Raw genomic sequence first — 17,537 nt, forward strand, 5'->3', positions numbered from 1 at the left:
GAATGTGCGGACCCGGTCGCGGGATATCGATTTCCAGCGACACGGTCCGCGCACTCGGTGGGCACAGAAGGCACAGTCGCCGGGTGGGTTCACTCGCGGCGACACAGTGGGTTCACTCGGCGAGACCGGGTGGGTTCATTCGCGGCGACACAGTGGGTTCACTCGGCGAGACCTGGTGGGTTCACTCGACGGTAGGCCCAGTGACGTCGTCGACGGAGTGGGGTGCCAGCTCAACAGTGGCGACACTCTCGCTGTTGTGACGTGGGCGTGACGTCGCACCTCTACGATCAGGCGGCTTCTGCAACTGAGAGTGATTGACGGGTGAGTAATGGCGACGAGTTTCTCCACGTGGCTGATCGGCGAGAACTCGCTGGTGGTGGAGTGTGCTTCGGTGCTGGCGGAGCGGGGACACCGGGTGTGCGGGGTGGTCTCGGACGTTCCGGAGGTGCGGGAGCTGGCGGCGGCTCGCGGGTTCGCCGTGGCGGAGTCGCTGCGGCCTGACGGTCCGTTCGACCTGTTGTTCAGCGTGGTCAACCTGAAAATGCTCGCGGCCGACGTGTTGGCCTTGCCGTTGCGGTTGGCAATCAATTTTCACGATGCGCTCCTGCCGCAGGATGCCGGCGTCAACGCTGCGGCTTGGGCAGTTGCAGATCGTCGAACTGTGCACGGCGTGACCTGGCACATGATGACGGAGGAGGCCGATGCGGGCGATGTCCTGGCCCAGCGTTCCGTCCCGGTGGCCGCAGACGAGACCAGCCACTCGCTGAACCTCAAGTGCTTGCAGGCCGGCTTGGAGTCGTTCACCGCCCTGGTGGACGAGCTTGCCGAGGGCAAGGAACGGCGTACGCCGCAGGATCTCGCCCGGCGCACGTATCACGGTCGGACAGACCGGCCTGGGTTGATGATTTCTTGGCAGCGTACGGCGATCGACCTGGCCGCGCTGGTTCGGGCGACGGACTTCGGCCGGGGACCGAACCGGTTCGGTTTGTGCCGAGTGTGGACCGGCAATGAGTGGCTGTTGGTGTCGAAGGCAACCGTGTGCGCACCGCCGTCGGAGGCGCGACCGGGCACCGTGGTCGCCGTCGAGAAGACGCACGTCCGGATCGCGACGGGCGACGGCGACCTGATGGTGGATGTCGGCCCGCATGACCTTTCACCGGGGATGGTCCTGCCTGAGCCGGGTGAGGACGCTCATCAGGCAGAGCGAATCGGCTTGCAGCACGAGCCGTTCTGGCGACGGCGCTTGCAGGAGTTGCGGCCGCTGGCCAGGTTGGGCGCACTCGGTAGCGCTCGACAGGTCGACGTACCGGCTGGGATGACCGAGCAGGAACTGGTCGAGGCGGTCCTGGCCTATCTGGGCGAGCTGACGGACGAGGAGACCTTCGATGTCGGACTGCGGTTGCCGGCCCACGGTTTGTTGTCCCAGCTGATTCCGTTCCGGGCGGGCCAGCGCGTTCGCACCGGGTACCTGCGGGACTTGCTGATTCGGCAGCCGGGCCTGGTCGAGCCGCGGCTTCCCGTGGTGATCGAGATCGGCGCCGAGGCTATGCCGGCACCCGGGACCGAGTTGGTGATCCGGGTTCGCGAAGGTGTCTGCACCTGGTTGACCGACAACCCGGAGCTCGCGGACGGTTTCGCGGCGTACTGTGCGGCTCTTGTTGCCGATGGTCCGAGCTCGGCGCCGCTGGTGTCGGCGGCGACAAGCCGGAGGCTGCTGGCAGCGACTGGAACGCAGTGCCCGCGCGATCGCCGTACAGATGAGCTGTTCGCGCAGCAGGTCGAGGCCCGCCCTGAGAGCGTCGCTGCGGTCTCTGGCGAACAGCAGTTGAGCTATCGCGAGCTGGATGAGCGGAGTGGTCGGCTAGCGGCTCTGCTGGCCGAGCGGGGTGTTGGCCCCGGCGACCGGGTCGGTGTCTATCTCGAGCGGTCAGTCGATCTGCTGGTGAGTCTGCTGGCTGTGTGGAAGGCCGGTGCGGCCTACGTGCCGCTCGATCCGGTCTATCCCGCCGCACGGATTGCCTACATGCTCAGCGACGCTGAGGTAACGCTCCTGATCACTCAGGCCAGCCTCGAGCACAATGCGTCCGGTCCCAAGGTGATCCTCGATCGGAGCACACTGCCCGCCGTACCGCTTCCGGCCGGGGAGGCCGATGACCTCGCGTACGTCATCTACACCTCCGGGTCGACCGGGCGGCCTAAGGGCGTCCAGGTCACGCATCGCGGACTCACGAACTTCCTGTGCTCGATGGCTGCGACTCCTGGGTTCACGGCTGCCGACAAGATCCTTGCCATCACCACGATCTGTTTCGACATCGCCGGCCTGGAACTGTTCCTGCCCTTGATCACCGGCGGGACAGTCGAGATCGCCCCGCCGGGAGTCGTCGGTGACGGACCTGCGCTGCGCGACCTGCTGGCCGCCAGCGGCGCGACCGTTCTGCAGGCCACCCCGGTCACCTGGCGAATGCTCATCGACGCCGGCTGGAAGGGCACTCGCGGTCTCCGCGTGCTGTGCGGCGGCGAAGCCTTGCCTCGCGACCTTGCCGACGAACTGCTGGCGCGCGCGGACACCGTGTGGAACCTCTATGGACCAACCGAAACAACCATCTGGTCGACCGCCGCTCGTGTCCTCCCAGGTGAAGACATCACCATCGGTACGCCGATCGCCAACACGACCTGTCACGTCCTCGACCGGCAGTTGCGGCTACTGCCACCGGGCATTCCAGGCGAGCTGTACATCGGTGGCGACGGCGTCGCGAAGGGATATCGCAACCGCCCCGACCTGACCGCCGAGCGGTTTGTCGCCAACCCCTTCGGCCCTGGCACGCTCTACCGCACCGGGGACCTGGTACGACGTCTGCCCGACGGCGCCCTGGAGTGCCGCGGACGAGCCGACCATCAGATCAAGCTCCACGGTCACCGGATCGAGCCCGGTGAGATCGAAGCAGTCCTGCGCGAGGTGCCGACCGTCCGCAACGCGGCCGTCGTTGTCCGCGATGACCGCCTGGTTGGCTATGTCAGCCCGACCGGTCACGACCTTGCCGCTCTCCGCGAGATCCTGCGGGCCAAGTTGCCCGGCTACATGGTTCCGGCGGTTCTGGTCGAGCTGGATTCGTTGCCTGAGACACCGAACGGCAAATTGGATCGGAACGCGCTGCCCGCCCCCGCCTCGGTGCAGCCTTTGCCCGTGGCCAGCGTCGATCTTTTGGAGGCCTTGGAAGATCTGCTGGAGGCGGTCTGCGGTGAGAGCGCGGCGGTTCTCGGCACCCTCGAACCGGTTGAGGCCGACCAGCGCTTCCCCGATGTCGGCATCGACTCCCTCGCTGCGGCTGCACTGCTCGGCCGTCTGCACACCCGCACCGGAATCCGACTGACGGTCACCGCGACCTACCAGCACCCGACGCCCCGCCAGCTCGCCAATCACCTTCACCAGTTGCTGTCCGGTGCCAGCGAGTCCGAGCAGCGGCCGGACCTCGCCGTACTGCTTGATCCTGAGATCGTTCCGGCCAGCGTCACCTCCGGTGGGTCCGCTGGAGAATGCCTGGTCACCGGGGCGACCGGATTCGTCGGCGCCTTCCTCGTCCGCGAACTGGCCGACCGTGGCCAGACCGTCCACTGCCTGGTCCGCGGCGACGGTCCAGTGACTGCTCGCCACCGCCTCCGTACGGCGATGGATGCCTACGAACTGTGGACCGACGACCTCGACGACGCGGTCCGCGTGCATCCCGGCGACCTGTCCCAACCGTTGCTCGGGCTCACCGAGGCTGACTTCGACCACCTCGCCTCCACCGTCGACGCCGTCTATCACTCCGGTGCGCACGTGAGCGCCGTACATCCGTACTCAGCGCTTCAGCTCGCCAACGTCGGCGGCACCCAGGAGGCTCTCCGTCTCGCTGCCAGGCATCGCCCGTCGACGTTCCATCACATCTCCAGCATCGAGGTCTTCGCCCAGCCGCCCACTCACGGTGGCGCGATCACGCCGGCCGACCTAGCCGGCCCGCCAGACGCCCTCCGCGGCGGCTACGCCCAGACCAAGTGGGCGGCCGAACACCTCGTGCGTCAAGCCGACCAACGAGGCCTACCCACGGCGATCCACCGGCTGCCTCGCATCCTCGGCCACACCCGAACCGGCGCCTGCCAGACCCGCGACCTGCTCTGGCAGATCCTCAAGGGCTGCATCCAATCCGGCACGGTTCCCACCGGCATCAACGCCGCCTACGACCTCGTGCCCGTCGACCACATCGCCCAAGCCATCGCCGAGGCCACAGGTGGGAGAGTCCTCCACCTGACCAACCCGCACCGCACTACCTTCGAGGCCATCACCAGCCACCTGCGAGCAGCTGGCTACGAACTAGCCGACCTGCCCCTGGATGCCTGGACCGGCCACATCCGCAACCAACCGGACAACGCCGCCGCCCCCGTCCTCGACATCTTCCTTACCGAGATGACCGGCCACGGCTGGAGCGGTCTCACCTTCGCCAGCACCCTCTCGACCTGCCCACCGCTCACCCGCGAAATCTTCGCCACCTACCTCGACCACTTCGCCCGAACCGGCTACCTCCCCAAACCAACTCACTAGCCTTACAGGTAAGGGCCCGACGTGTAGTGCACGCCGGGCCCTCTGTGTGTGCTCAGGCCTTCAGCTGGCCAAGCCACCCTTGATGGCATCGATGATGCCCTGCTGGGTCACCGCGGTGGAGCTGCGGTTGAAGAGGCCGAACCCGTACTGCCCGTTGACGCCGTTGTCCCAGTAGAAGGTCGCGGCGCCGTACCGCTTGGACGTCGAGACCACAGCGCGGGCGAAGTCCGCGCGGTACCGGTTGTTCGTGGAGTCGGCCGACGTCTTGTCGATCGATCCGTACTCACCGACGACCACCGGATAGCCGCTGACGACGAACTTGTCGTACATCAGCTTCAGCTGGGAGGTCAGGTAATCCTCCTGCCCCCAGGTCGACTTCCGTGCGGCGTTGGTCGCGTTGCGTCCCCACTGGGTGATCGTGCCGTTCTCTTCGCCTGCGAAGTCCCAGGGGGAGTAGTAGTGGACCGAGATCATGATCCGGCGCTCGTTGCTGGGGATCGAGGACGACCGGTACTGGTCGGTCGGTACGACGAAGCCGTAGTTGCCGGCGGTGTAGTCGATGTTGGTGTTCCAGCCCGGAATGAGCAGCCAGCGCGAGCTGTTGTTGCCGCCGGCCCGCCGGACGGTATCGACGAAGATCTGGTTGTAGGCGTTGATGTTGGAGTAGCACGGCTGCGTCGGCTGGCCGTACTGCCCGTCGAAGTTCTCGTTCATCGACTCGAGGATCAGCCGGTTGTCGTAGCTCTGGAATCGGGTCGCGACCTGCTGCCAGACCTTTTGGTACTTCGCTCTGATCTCGGTCTGGTTGGCCGCGTCGCAGATCAGCCAGGCGTTCGGGATGGTTTTGTAGCCGTCGCCGTGCATGTTGATCAGCACGTTCAGGCCGCGGTTGTAGGCGTAGTTGACGACCGCCTGGATCCGGTTGAGCCAGGCGGCGTCGACGGTGTAGTTCGGCCCGGCGCCGATGGCGCGCAGGTAGGAGACCGGGATCCGGATGGACTTGAACCCGGCCGCCTTCACCTTGTCGATCATCGCCTGGGTCACGGTGGGGTTGCCCCAGGCGGTCTCGCTGGGATACCCGTTGGAGTTGGCTTCCAGTTGGTTGCCGAGGTTCCAGCCGGCGCCGAGATCGGCCACGATCTGCGCGGCACTCGCCTGCGCGGTACTGGTCTGGGCGGCGGCCGGCTGGATCGCGGCGGCGGTGCTCTGCGCCGGTGCGGTGACGAGAATCGCTGCGAGCAGCCCGAAGATGGCTGCAAAACTCAGTCGTTTGGTCATCCGTTCCTCCTGTGGAACGTCGCTGAATCATGGGGCGGGCAGCTCATCGAAGCGCTTCGACAAGGCACTTCCTGCAGATGGAACCGCAGGGGAGTGCAGCAGCACAAGAGCTCGTCGACATAAATCTGTAACGAGCGCGACACAGCGGGCTAGCGGGTGACGCGGCCGGTTTCGTAGGCCCACATGACGATCTCGACCCGGTTGCGGGCGCCGAGCTTGGCCATCACGGCGGCGAGGTGGGTCTTCACGGTGCTGAGGCTGATGTGCAGCTCTTCGGCGATTTCGGGATTGGTCCGGCCACGGGCAACCGTGATCAGCACCTCCTCCTCCCGGCTGGTGAGCGGCTCGACGGGCTGAACCGGCGGCCGGCCGAGCCGGGTGTCGGAGAACGCCGCGAGCAATCGCGCGGTGATTCGCGGAGCGATCAACGCATCGCCCTCAGCCGCGGCATGGATCGCCTGGACCAGCAGCTCGGGACCGGCGTCCTTGAGCAGGAATCCGCGCGCGCCCGCCTTCAGAGCGCCGTGGACGTATTCGTCGAGGTCGAAGGTGGTGATCACCACGACCGCAAGCGGGTCGGCGACGTCGGGCCCGGCCAGCTCGCGGGTCGCCGCGATTCCGTCGATGCCCGGCATCCGGATGTCGAACAAGCACACATCCGGGCGGAGCCGGCGCGCGAGCGTCACCGCCTCCAGCCCGTCGACCGCCTGGCCGACCACCTCGATCCCCGGCTGTACGTTCAGGATCATCGACAACCCGGTACGAATGAGTTCCTGGTCGTCGGCGACCAGCACGCGGATCGTCATCTGGCCGCGCCCACCTTCGGCAGTACTGCTTCGACGGTCCAGCCCCGGTCCGGTCCGGGCCCGGCCTCGAACGAGCCACCCAGGAGCGCCGCCCGCTCGCTCATTCCGACCAGCCCATAGCCCGACGGGTTCTTCACGGTGGCACCGGCGTCTCCGTCGTCGCAGACGGTCAACCGCACGCAGCGCTCTTCCGCCGCAACCCGGACATCGATCCGGGTGACGTGACGCGCGTGCCGGACCGCGTTGGTGATGGATTCCTGGGCGATCCGGTAGACCGCGGCGCCGACCGCAGGCTGCAGATCGACAAGATCGCCGGACAACTCCAGCTCCACCCGCGGCTGGTCCCCGACGCTACGAGCCAGTTGTTCGAGGTCGGCCACGCCTTGTTGGGGAGCCATCGCAGCCATCTCGTCTTCCCGCAGATTGCCCACCATGACGCGCATCTCGGCGAGCGTACGCGACGCCTCCGCCTCGATCACGGTCAGCGCCTCGACGGCAGCGGACGGATCGATCGCGGCGACCACCCGCCCGGCCTGCGCCCGGATGGCGATCGCCGAGACATGGTGAGCAACCGTGTCGTGCAGTTCGCGGGCCAGTTGCGCCCGCTCCAGCAGCCGCATCTTGTCGAGTTCGCGCGCCCGGGACGTCGCCCAGTACCGCACCGCGTGCCCGATCGAGGCCGGGAAGAACAGAACCACTCCGCCGAGGAACACATTGAGCAGACCGGTGTACTCCACTGCGAAGCCCGTGACGAGAGCGACCACATAGATCCCGAGTCCAATGCCGATCTCACGACCGGATCCCCAGCGCAGCAACGCGTAGGGCAGCAGGATCACGGCGATCATCGTATTGAGGCCGATCACCGGTAGGTCGCCGATCAGGCTCGCCAGGCTGCTGGCGATCGCAACGCCGAACACGACGGCCGACACTGCCAGTGGATGCGTACGCCGCCACAGGAGCGCGAGGATCGATCCCACGGCAATCACGATCGCGACAGGGCGCCATACGACGTCCTCCCGCAATACGCCTTCGAGGATCGCCGTGGGGAGCAGCAACGCGATCAGGGCCCAGTCACGCCATACCCGCTGGGGTGGTTGCGGCGCACGCGGCTCGGCCAACAGCGAGCGCACCACGTTGTTTGACATGGCTCTCAGCGTAGAGACCTGGAGCGGCCGGCGGATCGGCCGGAAGTACGGCACGCCAGTCGGTCGGTCGGCCGGGTCAAGTCCGGCCCATCGCCCGAGGTGTGGAGCGCCGCGGCTGACCACGCTGAGAACACTGTCCCGCTGGGCCGCTCAAGGAGAACAATCGATGATGTCGAACGCTTTGTACCGCTTAGGCCGGTACGCCGCCCGTCGCCCCTGGACGGTGATCGGAACGTGGATCGTGCTGGCCGTACTGGTCGTCACCGCGGCCGGCGTCTTCGGCCAGAAGCTGGAGAACACCTTCGGAGCGCCCGGACTCGACTCGCAGCACGCGACCGAGCTGCTGACCGCAGCGGGCAACGACCAGGCCGGCCTCACCGCCCAACTGGTCGTCACCGCTCGCGACGAGCAGGCGACTTTCTCCACCTCCACGCAGGCGCAGGCGGCCTGGACGAAGCTACAAGCAGACGTCGCCGGTCTGCCCAAGGTGCTCGGCATCAGCGGCGCAACGATCTCCCCCGACGGCCGGGTGGGGATCATCCGGCTGCAGTATCCGGTGATCGAGGACCTGGCCGTGGCCGACCTGGAGAACCTGCAATCCTTCGCCGCCAAGGAGGCAGTTGGCTCGCCACTACGCATCGAGATGGGCGGCGACCTGTTCTCGTCGTTCGAGGAGGCGGAGACCGGCCGCGGTGAGCTGATCGGTCTGGTCGCCGCCGTGATCATCTTGCTGGTTGCGTTCGGCTCGCTGATCGCGATGGGGCTGCCGATCGGACTCGCCGTGTTCGGCATCGCCCTCGGTACCAGTTCGTTGTCGCTGATCACCTATCTGATCGACATACCGAGCTGGGCGCCGGTGATCGGCAGCATGGTCGGTCTCGGTGTGGGCATCGACTACGCGCTCTTCCTTGTCACCCGGCACCGCGAGTACTTGTCGCAGGGGCTCGCGGTCGACGAGTCGATCGGACGGGCGGTCGCGACGGCTGGTCAGGCCGTCGTCATTGCCGGTGGCACCGTGGTGATCGCGATCCTCGGTCTGGCGACCGCCGGCGTACCGTTTCTGACCGGTGGTGGCGTTGCCGTCTCGGTCATCGTGCTGATCATGGTCGCTGCCTCGATCACCTTGCTGCCCGCGTTCCTCGGCCTCGCCGGTCACTGGGTCAACAGGCTCGCCGTACGGCGCCCGCGGACCACCGGCGGTGCCGGCTGGCAGCGGTGGGGCCGTCATGTCACCAGGAACGCCAAGACGTACGCCGTCGCAGCGACCGTCGTACTGCTGGCCTTGGCCGCCCCGGTGGTTGCTCTCCGCGTTGGTACTCCGGACGAGGGCACGCTGCCCGACAGCCGGACGGAACGGCGTGCCTACGACTTGGTTGCCAAGGGCTTCGGTCCCGGCCTGAACGGACCGCTGGTCGTTGCCGTCGACATCTCGCGAGACGCCAGTGTGGTCCAGCCGCTGCTCAGCGCCATCACTGCAGACAAGGGCATCGCCGCCGCCACGCCGCCACAGGTGAACGCGGGTGTAGCGACGATCGTGGCCTTCCCGACCACCGGCCCGCAGGACGACGCAACCGTGGACACCATCCACCGGCTCCGCGCCGACGTCTTCCCCGCCGTACTCGGCCAAAGCCCGGCGCGAGCTCACATCGGCGGTCAGACAGCGCTCTCAGCCGACCTCGGCGGGAGGGTCAGCGACCGGCTACCACTGTTCATCGGTGCAGTGGTGCTGTTGTCCTTCCTGCTGCTGATGCTGGTCTTCCGCTCGGTACTGGTGCCTCTGAAGGCAGCCCTGATGAACCTCCTCAGCATCGGCGCCTCCTTCGGCGTAATGGTGATGGTGTTCCAGTGGGGCTGGGGCGCGAACCTGATCGGCCTGGAGTCGACCCTGCCGATCCTCCCGTTCATCCCGATGTTCATGTTCGCCATCGTCTTCGGCCTGTCCATGGACTACGAGGTCTTCCTGCTGTCCCGCATCCGCGAGCGCTACCTGGCCACCGGCGACAACGTCACCTCGGTCATCGACGGCATCGCAAGCACCGGCCGCGTCATCACCTCGGCCGCCCTCATCATGATCTCGGTCTTCCTGGGCTTCGTCCTCGGCGACGACCCGACCGCCAAAATGTTCGGCCTCGGCCTGGCGGTAGCCATCTTCGTCGACGCCACCATCGTCCGAATGGTCCTGGTCCCTGCATTGATGAAGCTGATGGGCAACGCCAACTGGTGGATCCCCACCTGGCTCAACCGCCTGCTGCCACACGTCAACCTCGAAGCCGACTCGCATCAGCCCGACCCCGACCCCGACCCGGTCCGCGAAGAGGTACTCGTCTAGCGATCTCGCAGTGCATCTTTGAGAACCCACCAACCATGCAAAGCGCGCCAAAGCGGTTGATGGGTTCTCAAAGTGCGTCCGTTCGGCGCGTGGGCTTGCCATGGCGACGAAGAACCAGCTCCGGCGCTCCGGGCTCGAAGAGCACGTACCCGAACACCGGACCCGAGTGGCGATGCGCCCCCTCACCCGCGTCACCGGGCGGAAGCTCGATCACCTGCCCGGCTACCCGGTCCCGGATCTGCCGATCAGCCTCGCGAACAGCTACGACCTGCTCATCCACCTGAACCAGGTCTCGGCCGTGCACCTGCGCTGATTCCGCAGTGAGCTGTCAGATCCCGATCAGTCGCTCTAGCCGCTCGGCGGCCGCTGCCAGGCAGGTCTCGATCGGCTGTCGGCCGGCTTCGTCGACCCACTGGGTGAATGCCTGCTGGAAGACTGCTGTCCCTGCGTGGGCGAGTAGCGTTGCGTCGGCCGACGGTACGGCGCGCTGCTCGAGAGCCGTCTGGATCGCTAGCGCGATGGCCGCCGACTTGGTCCGCTCGCGTTCCCGTAGTTCCGGACTGGCCTGGATGACCTCCCGGCGTCGTACGGCGTCCGTGGCGTGCTCGACCAGGAGCGCACCGACCGAGTCCAACGCGGCCAGAACCGTAGGCCAGGGCGCGACGTCCGGACTGACTGCCGCGAACGCCTGGCCGACAGCCGCCGGCAGTTGCTCTGAACCCGCGAAGAGGACCTCGCGCTTATCGGGGAAGTAGCGGAAGAACGAGCGCCGTGCGAGCCCGGCCCGCTCAGCGATCTGGGCCGCCGTCACGTTCTCGAAGCCGTGCTCCTGGAAGAGCTCGAGCGCGGCCGCCCGCAGCCGGCCTTCTGCGTCCGGATCCCATCGCGCCATAACGGCAGCCTACCAGTGATGGCACTGAGTGCTATGGTGGGTGAAAGCACTCAGTGTCATCACTCAGTAGGAGGCTCTCCATGTCCGATCAGATCTGGCTGCTCGGAGCGACCGGGCGCACCGGTACGGCGATCGGCGCCCGGCTGGTCGCCGCGGGCCGTACCCCTGTCCTCGTCGGCCGGAACGCCGACCGCCTTCGAGCGGCCGCGAGCGAGATGGGCATCGATGACCCGCAACTCGTGGTCGAGGCCTCGATCGAACGCATCGTGCAGGTGATCCGCGAGCAGCGGCCGGCTGTCGTGGTGAACACGATCGGCGGCTACGCCGAGACCGCAACCACGATCGCCCGGGCCTGCCTGCCCGGCGGCCACTACGTCGACCTGGCCAACGAGTTGGGGGCCATCCCGCGCTTGCTCGAGCTCAGCGATGAGGCCGCAGACAACGGCAGCACCTTCGTGACCGGCGCCGGCTTCGGTGTTCTCGGTACGCAGGCTGTGGTGGCCAAACTCTGCGAAGGGCAGCCGACGCCGAGCGCCGTACGGGTGGATGCGATGGCATCGTTCGCCATGGAAGCCGGTCCGCTCGGCACCGCCCTGGCCGAATCGATCGTCAGTGGCCTGACCACCGGCGGTCTCCGCTATCAAGGTGGCCGCCTCGTGAAGGCACGGCTCGCCTCAGAGGCGCAGCAGTTCAACCTCCCCGACGGCGAGACCGCCTCGACCGTCCTGGTGCCGACCGGTGACCTTCTGGCTGCTCAGCAAGCCAGCAACGCTCCTGCAGTCGTCTCTGCCAACGCATTGCTGCCAGGCGGCGCAGTCCGGCACCTGCTCCCGCTCATCGGGGGGCTCCTCGCTATCCCCGCCCTGCGTCGACTCGCGGTCCGACGGCTGGCCGCAGTCACTACGAAGGCGGCGCCTCGTGCTCGTGAACACTCCTGGGGTCACGCGGTCGTTACCTGGCCGGACGGTACGACGCGCGCCGGCTGGCTGCGCTGTGACGACGCCATGGATTTCACCTGCGCCGTCAGCACCGAAGCTGCCCTCGCGCTGGCGCGCGGCGAAGCCAAACCCGGCGCGCATACCCCGGTGTTGGCCTTCGGTGCGGACCTCGCCGTAGCGGCCGGCGCGACGTTCATCCTGGAGTAGTCGCCACCATCAAGTAGGAAGTAGTTCCTAGGAGTACTGCACCCTGGAAGTCCCGTCCTGTCTGCCGGGCCCCAGCATCGGCATGATTGGGGTGTGATCTCCGAACTGCAGGTGACGAAATGGGTCAAGCGCTATGTCGAGGCCTGGCGAAGCGGTGAGGCGAAGGACGTCGCGGCGCTGTTCACAGCGGATGCGGAGTATCACGAGCAGCCGTATGTCACCGACTGGATCGGCCGGCCCGCGATTGTCGAAGGCTGGCTGTCGCGCGAGGACTGGCAGCAGGGCGGCTGGGAGTTCGAGTGGTCGATCCTGGCGATCAACGGTGACACGGCCGCTATCGAAGGCACCGGGACCTATGCCGAGCTCGGAACCTTCGCCAATCTGTGGACGGTGACTCTCGACGGTCGCGGCAAGTGCGGCATGTTCCGGATGTGGAACACCCAGGTGGAGAACTGATCAGCCGGTACGGCGCCAGACCGACGGGCTGACACCGTGGATGCGTTTGAAGGCGACGCTGAAGGCAAAGGTGTCGTGGTACCCGACCTTGTGCGCGATGGCGGCGATCGTCGAGTCGGTGTCGCGCAGAAGATCCGCGCCCAGCGTCATCCGCCAGCCGGTGAGGTAGGTGAGCGGCGGTTCGCCGACCAGTTTGCTGAAGCGTGCGGAGAAGGCGGCGCGGGAGAGGCCGACTTTGTCGGCGAGGTTCGAGACCGTCCACCGGTACGACGGATCTTCGTGGAGCAGGCGTAGTGCTTCGCCGATGGGTGCGTCGGCCAGGGCGCGATACCAGGCGGGCGGCGTCGCGTCGGGCTTGGCCCACCAGGCGCGGAGCGAGACCACCAAGACCAGATCGAGCAGCCGAGCGAGGATGGCATCCTGCCCGGGCTCGTCGGAGCCGGTCTCGGTGGTGAGTAAATCCAGTACTGCCTGGGTCCGCGGACCCGCTGGGATGATCGCCACCGGCGGGAGCATCTCGAGTAGGCGGTCGCTGAGGCCGTCGCGGAGCTGGTAGGCACTCCACAGCATGGTGGTCGCGCCCGGCAGACCGCCGTCCCCGCAGGTGCGGGCAGGGAGATCGGGGCCGGCCGTCGCTTCCTCGCCGGTCTTCAGGAAGTACGGCTTCCCCTGCTGGAACACGACTTCGGGTTGGGTGGAAGGGCTGTCGCCGATGGTGTAGCGACTCGTTCCACTGATCAACGCGATGTCGCCCGCTGCGAGGCTGTACGGCGTTCCGTCGGCGTCGTCGATCCGGATCGAGACCGGGCCGCCGAGCGCAGCCACGACCGTGAGGCTCGGTGCGTCGGCGAAGGTCATCGCCCACGGCGGCTGCCGGATCAACTGCCGGACCGTGGCGGTACCGGCTCCGGCGCGTTCCAGCACATCACTCAGGACGTCCATACTCTCCACGGTAGACGATCACAAAGGTATCCCCGACGATGTCCCATGGATCATCTCGGTCGGTCGCAGTTACCTAGAGATAGGAAGAACTTTCTGATCCTCGGCAGTACCGAACAAACCATGGAGGTCTGACATGTCCGAATCCGCACCGGCCACAGCACAGCAGGACGGCTATCGAGTGGTCGATACCAGCGAGACCGCCGGGGGCCTGTCGACGATCGGCAAGGATCGTTTCGTGCCGGTCAACCGGGTCCCGGACGGCCGCGGCCTCGCTCGCCTCTGGGAGGCCGACGGGGTGCTGTTCGGTCCTGCCCCGGACAGCTCGGTGGAGTCGCCGCTGTTCCCGACGGCTGCCGGGGTGCGGTTCTGGACCGTCACCGTTCCCCCCGAGGCCCCCGGCACGCCGCTACCCGCGGAGTTCCACAGCACCGAGACGCTCGACGTCGGCATCGTGCTGTCCGGAAGGATCGTGCTCGAGATGGAGGACGGCACCTCGACCGAACTGTCGGCGGGCCAGGCGTTCGCCCAGCAGGGCACACCGCACAACTGGCGGAACCCGCACACCGAGGATGCCGTCATCGCCGTCGTCATGATGGGCTGGGATCGCTAGATGAGCTGGTTGATCTCCTCGACCACCGCGGAGTGGATGCCCACCGAGGTCTCGCGCATGTAGGCCGCCCGCAGTTCGTGAGCCTTCTGGTAGCTCTCGGACTGCAGGGCCTCGTGCATCTGCTCGACCGAGTCGAAGCTGATCTGCACGATCGCGTCGATCGGATCCTCGGCGTCGTCGATCGCGAGGTCGGCCAGGAAGTACTGGATGTAGGCCCTGGTCTGGGGGAGTGCCTGGTACGTCGGGCCGTAGTCGTCCTTCATGAAGCGCCGGAATTCGGCGGTCTCGATCTCGGGCTTCTTCCGGATCACGGTCAGTAAGGTGTGCACGCTCTTAGTCTGCTCCTTGGCTGCGGCGGCGGGCTTTCGGGACCGGGTGGATCGGGTCGCCGGGGGCGACGGTGTTCTCGAGGGTGCCGAGGCCTTCGACCTCGATGGTGACGGTGTCGCCGATCGCGAGGGGCGCGGGCACTCGCTCGCCGCCGTTGCGGCCCCACAATTCAACCAGGCAACCGCTTCCGCAGGTGCCGGAGCCGAGGATGTCACCAGGCCGTACGACGGTTCCACGGCTGGCGTAGGCGATCATCTCGGGGAACGACCAGGCTGCGTTGGCGAGTGAGTCCTTGCCGATCGCGGTGCCGTTGATCGAGACCGAGAGTGCGAGATCGAAGCGATCGCCTTGCCGGTAAGGCTCGAGCTCGTCCGGGGTGACCAGGTAGGGGCCGAGGGTGGAGGCGGTGTCCTTGCCCTTGGCTGGGCCGAGGCCGATGCGCATCTCGTGGATCTGGATGTCGCGGGCCGACCAGTCGTTGAAGATGCTGTAGCCGGCGATGTGTTTCCCGGCCTCCTCGACGGGCAGGTTGCGGCCCTCGGTGCCGATGATCGCGGCGACCTCCAACTCGAAGTCGAACAGGTTGCAGCCGGGCGGCAACGGAACCGGCTGCCGCGGGCCGATCAGGCTGTAGGGGTTGGTGAAGTAGAAGGTCGGGATGTCGTACCACTCGGGGACGACGGCCGGCTCGCGGATCCCCTTGAAAGATCCTTCGACGTGCTGTTCGAAGATCATGAAGTCGCGGATCGACGATGCCTTGATCGGTGGCAGCAGAGTCTGCTCATCCAGTACGACGGGTGCGGCACAACGGGTCAACACTTCCTGCTCACTCGGTTTCGCGGCCAGTACGTCGTACAGGTCGGTGCCGGCGGGGAGTGGGTGCAACCGGTCGTCGTGGACGAGTGCCTGCCGGTACTGCCCGTCCAGTTGCAGTGCTGCGAATTTCACGAGTTCTCCTCGGGGGTGTCGATGATGGCCACGGCGCGGGTCCAGCCTGCGGAGGCGGCGTGGATCTTGTGCGGGAAGCAGGAGATCTTGAAGCCGGTGGCGGGCAGGGCTTCGAGGTTGTGCAGTTTCTCGATGTGGCAGTAGCCGATCTCGCGGCCGGCCTTGTGGCCTTCCCAGATCAGCGAGCCATCGCCGGTCTCGGCGTACTTGCGGGCTGTGTGCACGAACGGCGCGTCCCAGCTCCAGGCGTCCGTGCCAGTGACCCGAACCCCCTGCTCCAGCAGGTGAATCGTGGCGTCGCGGCCCATCCCGCAACCACGTGCGAGGTAGTCGTCTTCGCCGTACCGGATGCCCGCGGCGGTGTTGATGACGACGATCTCGAGTGGGCTGAGGGTGTGCCCGATCCGCTTGAGCTCCAGATCGATGTCGTCGGGCGTGACCACGTAGCCGTCGGGCAGGTCCCGGAAGTCGAGCTTCACACCGGGCTGGAAGAACCACTCGAGGGGGACCTCGTCGATGGTGATGGCACGCTGGCCATTGTCCATCGTGGAGGCATAGTGGTACGGCGCGTCGACGTGGGTGCCGGTGTGGGTGGTCAGGTGGATCCGTTCGATCGCCCAGCCCTCACCGTCGGGCAGGACCTCGAGGCCGGCGCCGGGAAAGTGCGTGAGCATCTCGGCTGCGCTGTCGTGGTGGTTGATGTATTCGATCTCCGGAGTGTTACCGGGCGGGTCGGAGGCGATCCCGGACATCAGCGGCACGGAGATGTCGATGAACGTGGTCATGAGGCCCCTTCGAGCGCCGGCTGTGCGGGAACGCGCGCCGGGTTGCTCAGGTTGGGCAGCGCTGTCATCACGAGTGCGCCGCAGAGGAAGATCCCGGCGCACAACAAGAGTCCGGTACCGAGACCCGCGCCGGTGGCCAACGCGCCCAAGGCGAAGGGGGCGAAGGCGGAGACGCCGCGTCCGACATTGAAGCAGAAGCCCGCGCCGGTCGCCCGGACCCTGGTCGGGTAGAGCTCGCCGAGGTAGGCGCCGAAGATTCCGCTGAAGGCGGCGAAGAACGCGAACAGCGGCCCGAGCCACAACAGCGCCGTACGGTCTGCTGCGACGACGTACAGCGGCAAGGTCAATCCGACTCCCAGGAGCGACAGGACGAGTGCGTACTTCCGGCCGATCCGGTCAGCGATCAACCCGAACACGTTGTAGCCAACGAACATGCCGAGGTTGAGGACCGTCATGAACAGTGCGACGGTCGCGGTCGAGATACCGCGGTCGGAGTGCAGGTACGTCGGCAACCAGGTCGACGCGCCCCACCAGCCGAACAGGGCCAGCGACGCGACCGCCGTACCGAGCAGGGTCTTGCGGCGAAGGTCGGGGGCGAAGATCTCGGTCACTCGCACCGGTGTGCTCTTCTGCGCGGCCCACTCGGCCGATTCCTTGAAGAAGAAGCCGATGATCAGCATCGGCACGATCACGCCCGCCCCAGCCAGGAAGAACAGCAGTCGCCAGTCGGGCAGCAAGGCTCCGGCGACGACTGCCGCGATCGCACCGCCGGCCGGGAATGAGCTCAGGACGAACGCCGCCGCACGACCGCGTTGGGCAGCTGGCCAGGTCTCGACAACGTACGTCGACACCACACCCCAGACACCACCGAGACCGAGCCCGGCCACGAACCGCAGGATCAGGAACACCGTGAAGTTCGGCACCAGGGCGAGCATCGCGGTGAAGACTCCGAAGACCGCCAGCGAGTACATCAGTGCTCGCTTGCGGCCGTAGTTGTCGGCGAGCCAGCCGACGGTCAGGCTGCTCACGCCGATACCGAGCAGGGTGGCGGTCGCGAGGAGACCGCCTTCAGCCTTGGTCAGCCCGAACTCCGTGCGGATGTCGGGCAGGGCGAACGACAGCAGCAGGATCTCCAGGGCGTCGAACATGTAGGCCACGAACGCGCCACCCAGCACCACCCATTTACCGGAATCTCTCATCCGGACCAGTCCCTTCGGTAAACCCCGTGTTACGGCCCCGAGCTCCAGACTGTACGTACGTTCAGTCAGCTCGGCAAGACCCAAACTGTACGTACG

The 17,537-nt window shown here is 66.7% G+C and carries 15 protein-coding genes; 6 read left to right on the forward strand and 9 right to left on the reverse strand.

From position 1 onward, the window contains the following. Positions 1 to 328 precede the first annotated feature (328 nt). Entirely contained in the window at positions 329 to 4,576 is a 4,248-nt protein-coding gene (locus tag E1263_RS00340) for an amino acid adenylation domain-containing protein (protein WP_132164035.1), read from the forward strand. Positions 4,577 to 4,636: 60 nt separating this feature from the next. On the opposite strand, the gene E1263_RS00345 is transcribed toward E1263_RS00340, so the two are convergent. The 3 genes from E1263_RS00345 to E1263_RS00355 form a co-directional block, all read right to left on the reverse strand. Beyond that, entirely contained in the window at positions 4,637 to 5,854 is a 1,218-nt protein-coding gene (locus E1263_RS00345; RefSeq protein ID WP_132164037.1) for a glycoside hydrolase family 5 protein, read from the reverse strand. 149 nt (positions 5,855 to 6,003) lie between these two features. Then, a complete protein-coding gene (locus E1263_RS00350) occupies positions 6,004 to 6,660 on the reverse strand; it encodes a response regulator (protein ID WP_132164039.1) in 657 nt (218 codons plus the stop codon). Continuing rightward, positions 6,657 to 7,805 (reverse strand): sensor histidine kinase, encoded by a 1,149-nt coding sequence (locus E1263_RS00355; RefSeq protein WP_132164041.1) that lies wholly within the window; start codon positions 7,803 to 7,805, stop codon positions 6,657 to 6,659. Before E1263_RS00355 ends, E1263_RS00350 begins: the two co-directional genes overlap by 4 nt. 169 nt (positions 7,806 to 7,974) lie before the next feature. Here E1263_RS00355 and E1263_RS00360 point away from each other — a divergent pair, with 169 nt between their 5' ends. Next, on the forward strand, positions 7,975 to 10,134 hold the full coding sequence (locus E1263_RS00360) for an MMPL family transporter (RefSeq protein ID WP_132164043.1): 2,160 nt from the start codon (positions 7,975 to 7,977) through the stop codon (positions 10,132 to 10,134). A gap of 100 nt (positions 10,135 to 10,234) precedes the next feature. Next, entirely contained in the window at positions 10,235 to 10,447 is a 213-nt protein-coding gene (locus E1263_RS00365; protein ID WP_132164045.1) for a hypothetical protein, read from the forward strand. Positions 10,448 to 10,462: 15 nt separating this feature from the next. On the opposite strand, the gene E1263_RS00370 is transcribed toward E1263_RS00365, so the two are convergent. Continuing rightward, positions 10,463 to 11,026, reverse strand: a complete 564-nt coding sequence (locus tag E1263_RS00370; RefSeq protein WP_132164047.1) for a TetR family transcriptional regulator — start codon at positions 11,024 to 11,026, stop codon at positions 10,463 to 10,465. 80 nt (positions 11,027 to 11,106) lie between these two features. On the opposite strand from E1263_RS00370, the gene E1263_RS00375 reads away from it, so the two are divergent. Both E1263_RS00375 and E1263_RS00380 read left to right on the forward strand, forming a co-directional pair. Next, positions 11,107 to 12,171, forward strand: coding sequence for a saccharopine dehydrogenase family protein (locus tag E1263_RS00375; protein WP_132164049.1), 1,065 nt, complete (start codon positions 11,107 to 11,109; stop codon positions 12,169 to 12,171). A 93-nt stretch (positions 12,172 to 12,264) separates the two neighbouring features. Further along, positions 12,265 to 12,627, forward strand: coding sequence for a nuclear transport factor 2 family protein (locus E1263_RS00380; protein WP_132164051.1), 363 nt, complete (start codon positions 12,265 to 12,267; stop codon positions 12,625 to 12,627). On the opposite strand, the gene E1263_RS00385 is transcribed toward E1263_RS00380, so the two are convergent. Next, positions 12,628 to 13,569, reverse strand: a complete 942-nt coding sequence (locus E1263_RS00385; protein WP_132164053.1) for an AraC family transcriptional regulator — start codon at positions 13,567 to 13,569, stop codon at positions 12,628 to 12,630. A gap of 133 nt (positions 13,570 to 13,702) precedes the next feature. Here E1263_RS00385 and E1263_RS00390 point away from each other — a divergent pair, with 133 nt between their 5' ends. Then, positions 13,703 to 14,179: a cupin domain-containing protein gene (locus E1263_RS00390; protein ID WP_132164055.1), complete on the forward strand. Its 477-nt coding sequence runs from the start codon at positions 13,703 to 13,705 to the stop codon at positions 14,177 to 14,179. On the opposite strand, the gene E1263_RS00395 is transcribed toward E1263_RS00390, so the two are convergent. Genes E1263_RS00395 through E1263_RS00410 form a run of 4 tightly spaced genes read right to left on the reverse strand, consistent with a single transcriptional unit; the run spans position 14,176 to position 17,441 of the window. Beyond that, complete coding sequence (locus E1263_RS00395; protein ID WP_132164057.1) at positions 14,176 to 14,508, reverse strand: EthD domain-containing protein; 333 nt, start codon at positions 14,506 to 14,508, stop codon at positions 14,176 to 14,178. The genes E1263_RS00390 and E1263_RS00395 overlap by 4 nt on opposite strands. 4 nt (positions 14,509 to 14,512) lie before the next feature. Further along, positions 14,513 to 15,457 (reverse strand): fumarylacetoacetate hydrolase family protein, encoded by a 945-nt coding sequence (locus tag E1263_RS00400; protein WP_165956407.1) that lies wholly within the window; start codon positions 15,455 to 15,457, stop codon positions 14,513 to 14,515. Continuing rightward, positions 15,454 to 16,242, reverse strand: coding sequence for a cyclase family protein (locus E1263_RS00405; protein WP_132164059.1), 789 nt, complete (start codon positions 16,240 to 16,242; stop codon positions 15,454 to 15,456). The genes E1263_RS00400 and E1263_RS00405 overlap by 4 nt, the downstream gene beginning before the upstream one ends. Next, positions 16,239 to 17,441, reverse strand: a complete 1,203-nt coding sequence (locus E1263_RS00410; protein WP_132164061.1) for an MFS transporter — start codon at positions 17,439 to 17,441, stop codon at positions 16,239 to 16,241. The genes E1263_RS00405 and E1263_RS00410 overlap by 4 nt, the downstream gene beginning before the upstream one ends. Between the last annotated feature and the right edge of the window lie 96 nt (positions 17,442 to 17,537).

The organism is Kribbella antibiotica (genome assembly GCF_004349055.1).
Lineage (GTDB): Bacteria > Actinomycetota > Actinomycetes > Propionibacteriales > Kribbellaceae > Kribbella > Kribbella antibiotica.

Bases quoted from the DNA above. Each gene is read 5' to 3' on its own strand.
- E1263_RS00340 (WP_132164035.1), top strand. From the start codon at position 329: ATGGCGACGAGTTTCTCCACGTGGCTGATCGGCGAGAACTCGCTGGTG.
- E1263_RS00345 (WP_132164037.1), bottom strand. From the start codon at position 5,854: ATGACCAAACGACTGAGTTTTGCAGCCATCTTCGGGCTGCTCGCAGCG.
- E1263_RS00350 (WP_132164039.1), bottom strand. From the start codon at position 6,660: ATGACGATCCGCGTGCTGGTCGCCGACGACCAGGAACTCATTCGTACC.
- E1263_RS00355 (WP_132164041.1), bottom strand. From the start codon at position 7,805: ATGTCAAACAACGTGGTGCGCTCGCTGTTGGCCGAGCCGCGTGCGCCG.
- E1263_RS00360 (WP_132164043.1), top strand. From the start codon at position 7,975: ATGTCGAACGCTTTGTACCGCTTAGGCCGGTACGCCGCCCGTCGCCCC.
- E1263_RS00365 (WP_132164045.1), top strand. From the start codon at position 10,235: ATGGCGACGAAGAACCAGCTCCGGCGCTCCGGGCTCGAAGAGCACGTA.
- E1263_RS00370 (WP_132164047.1), bottom strand. From the start codon at position 11,026: ATGGCGCGATGGGATCCGGACGCAGAAGGCCGGCTGCGGGCGGCCGCG.
- E1263_RS00375 (WP_132164049.1), top strand. From the start codon at position 11,107: ATGTCCGATCAGATCTGGCTGCTCGGAGCGACCGGGCGCACCGGTACG.
- E1263_RS00385 (WP_132164053.1), bottom strand. From the start codon at position 13,569: ATGGACGTCCTGAGTGATGTGCTGGAACGCGCCGGAGCCGGTACCGCC.
- E1263_RS00390 (WP_132164055.1), top strand. From the start codon at position 13,703: ATGTCCGAATCCGCACCGGCCACAGCACAGCAGGACGGCTATCGAGTG.
- E1263_RS00405 (WP_132164059.1), bottom strand. From the start codon at position 16,242: ATGACCACGTTCATCGACATCTCCGTGCCGCTGATGTCCGGGATCGCC.
- E1263_RS00410 (WP_132164061.1), bottom strand. From the start codon at position 17,441: ATGAGAGATTCCGGTAAATGGGTGGTGCTGGGTGGCGCGTTCGTGGCC.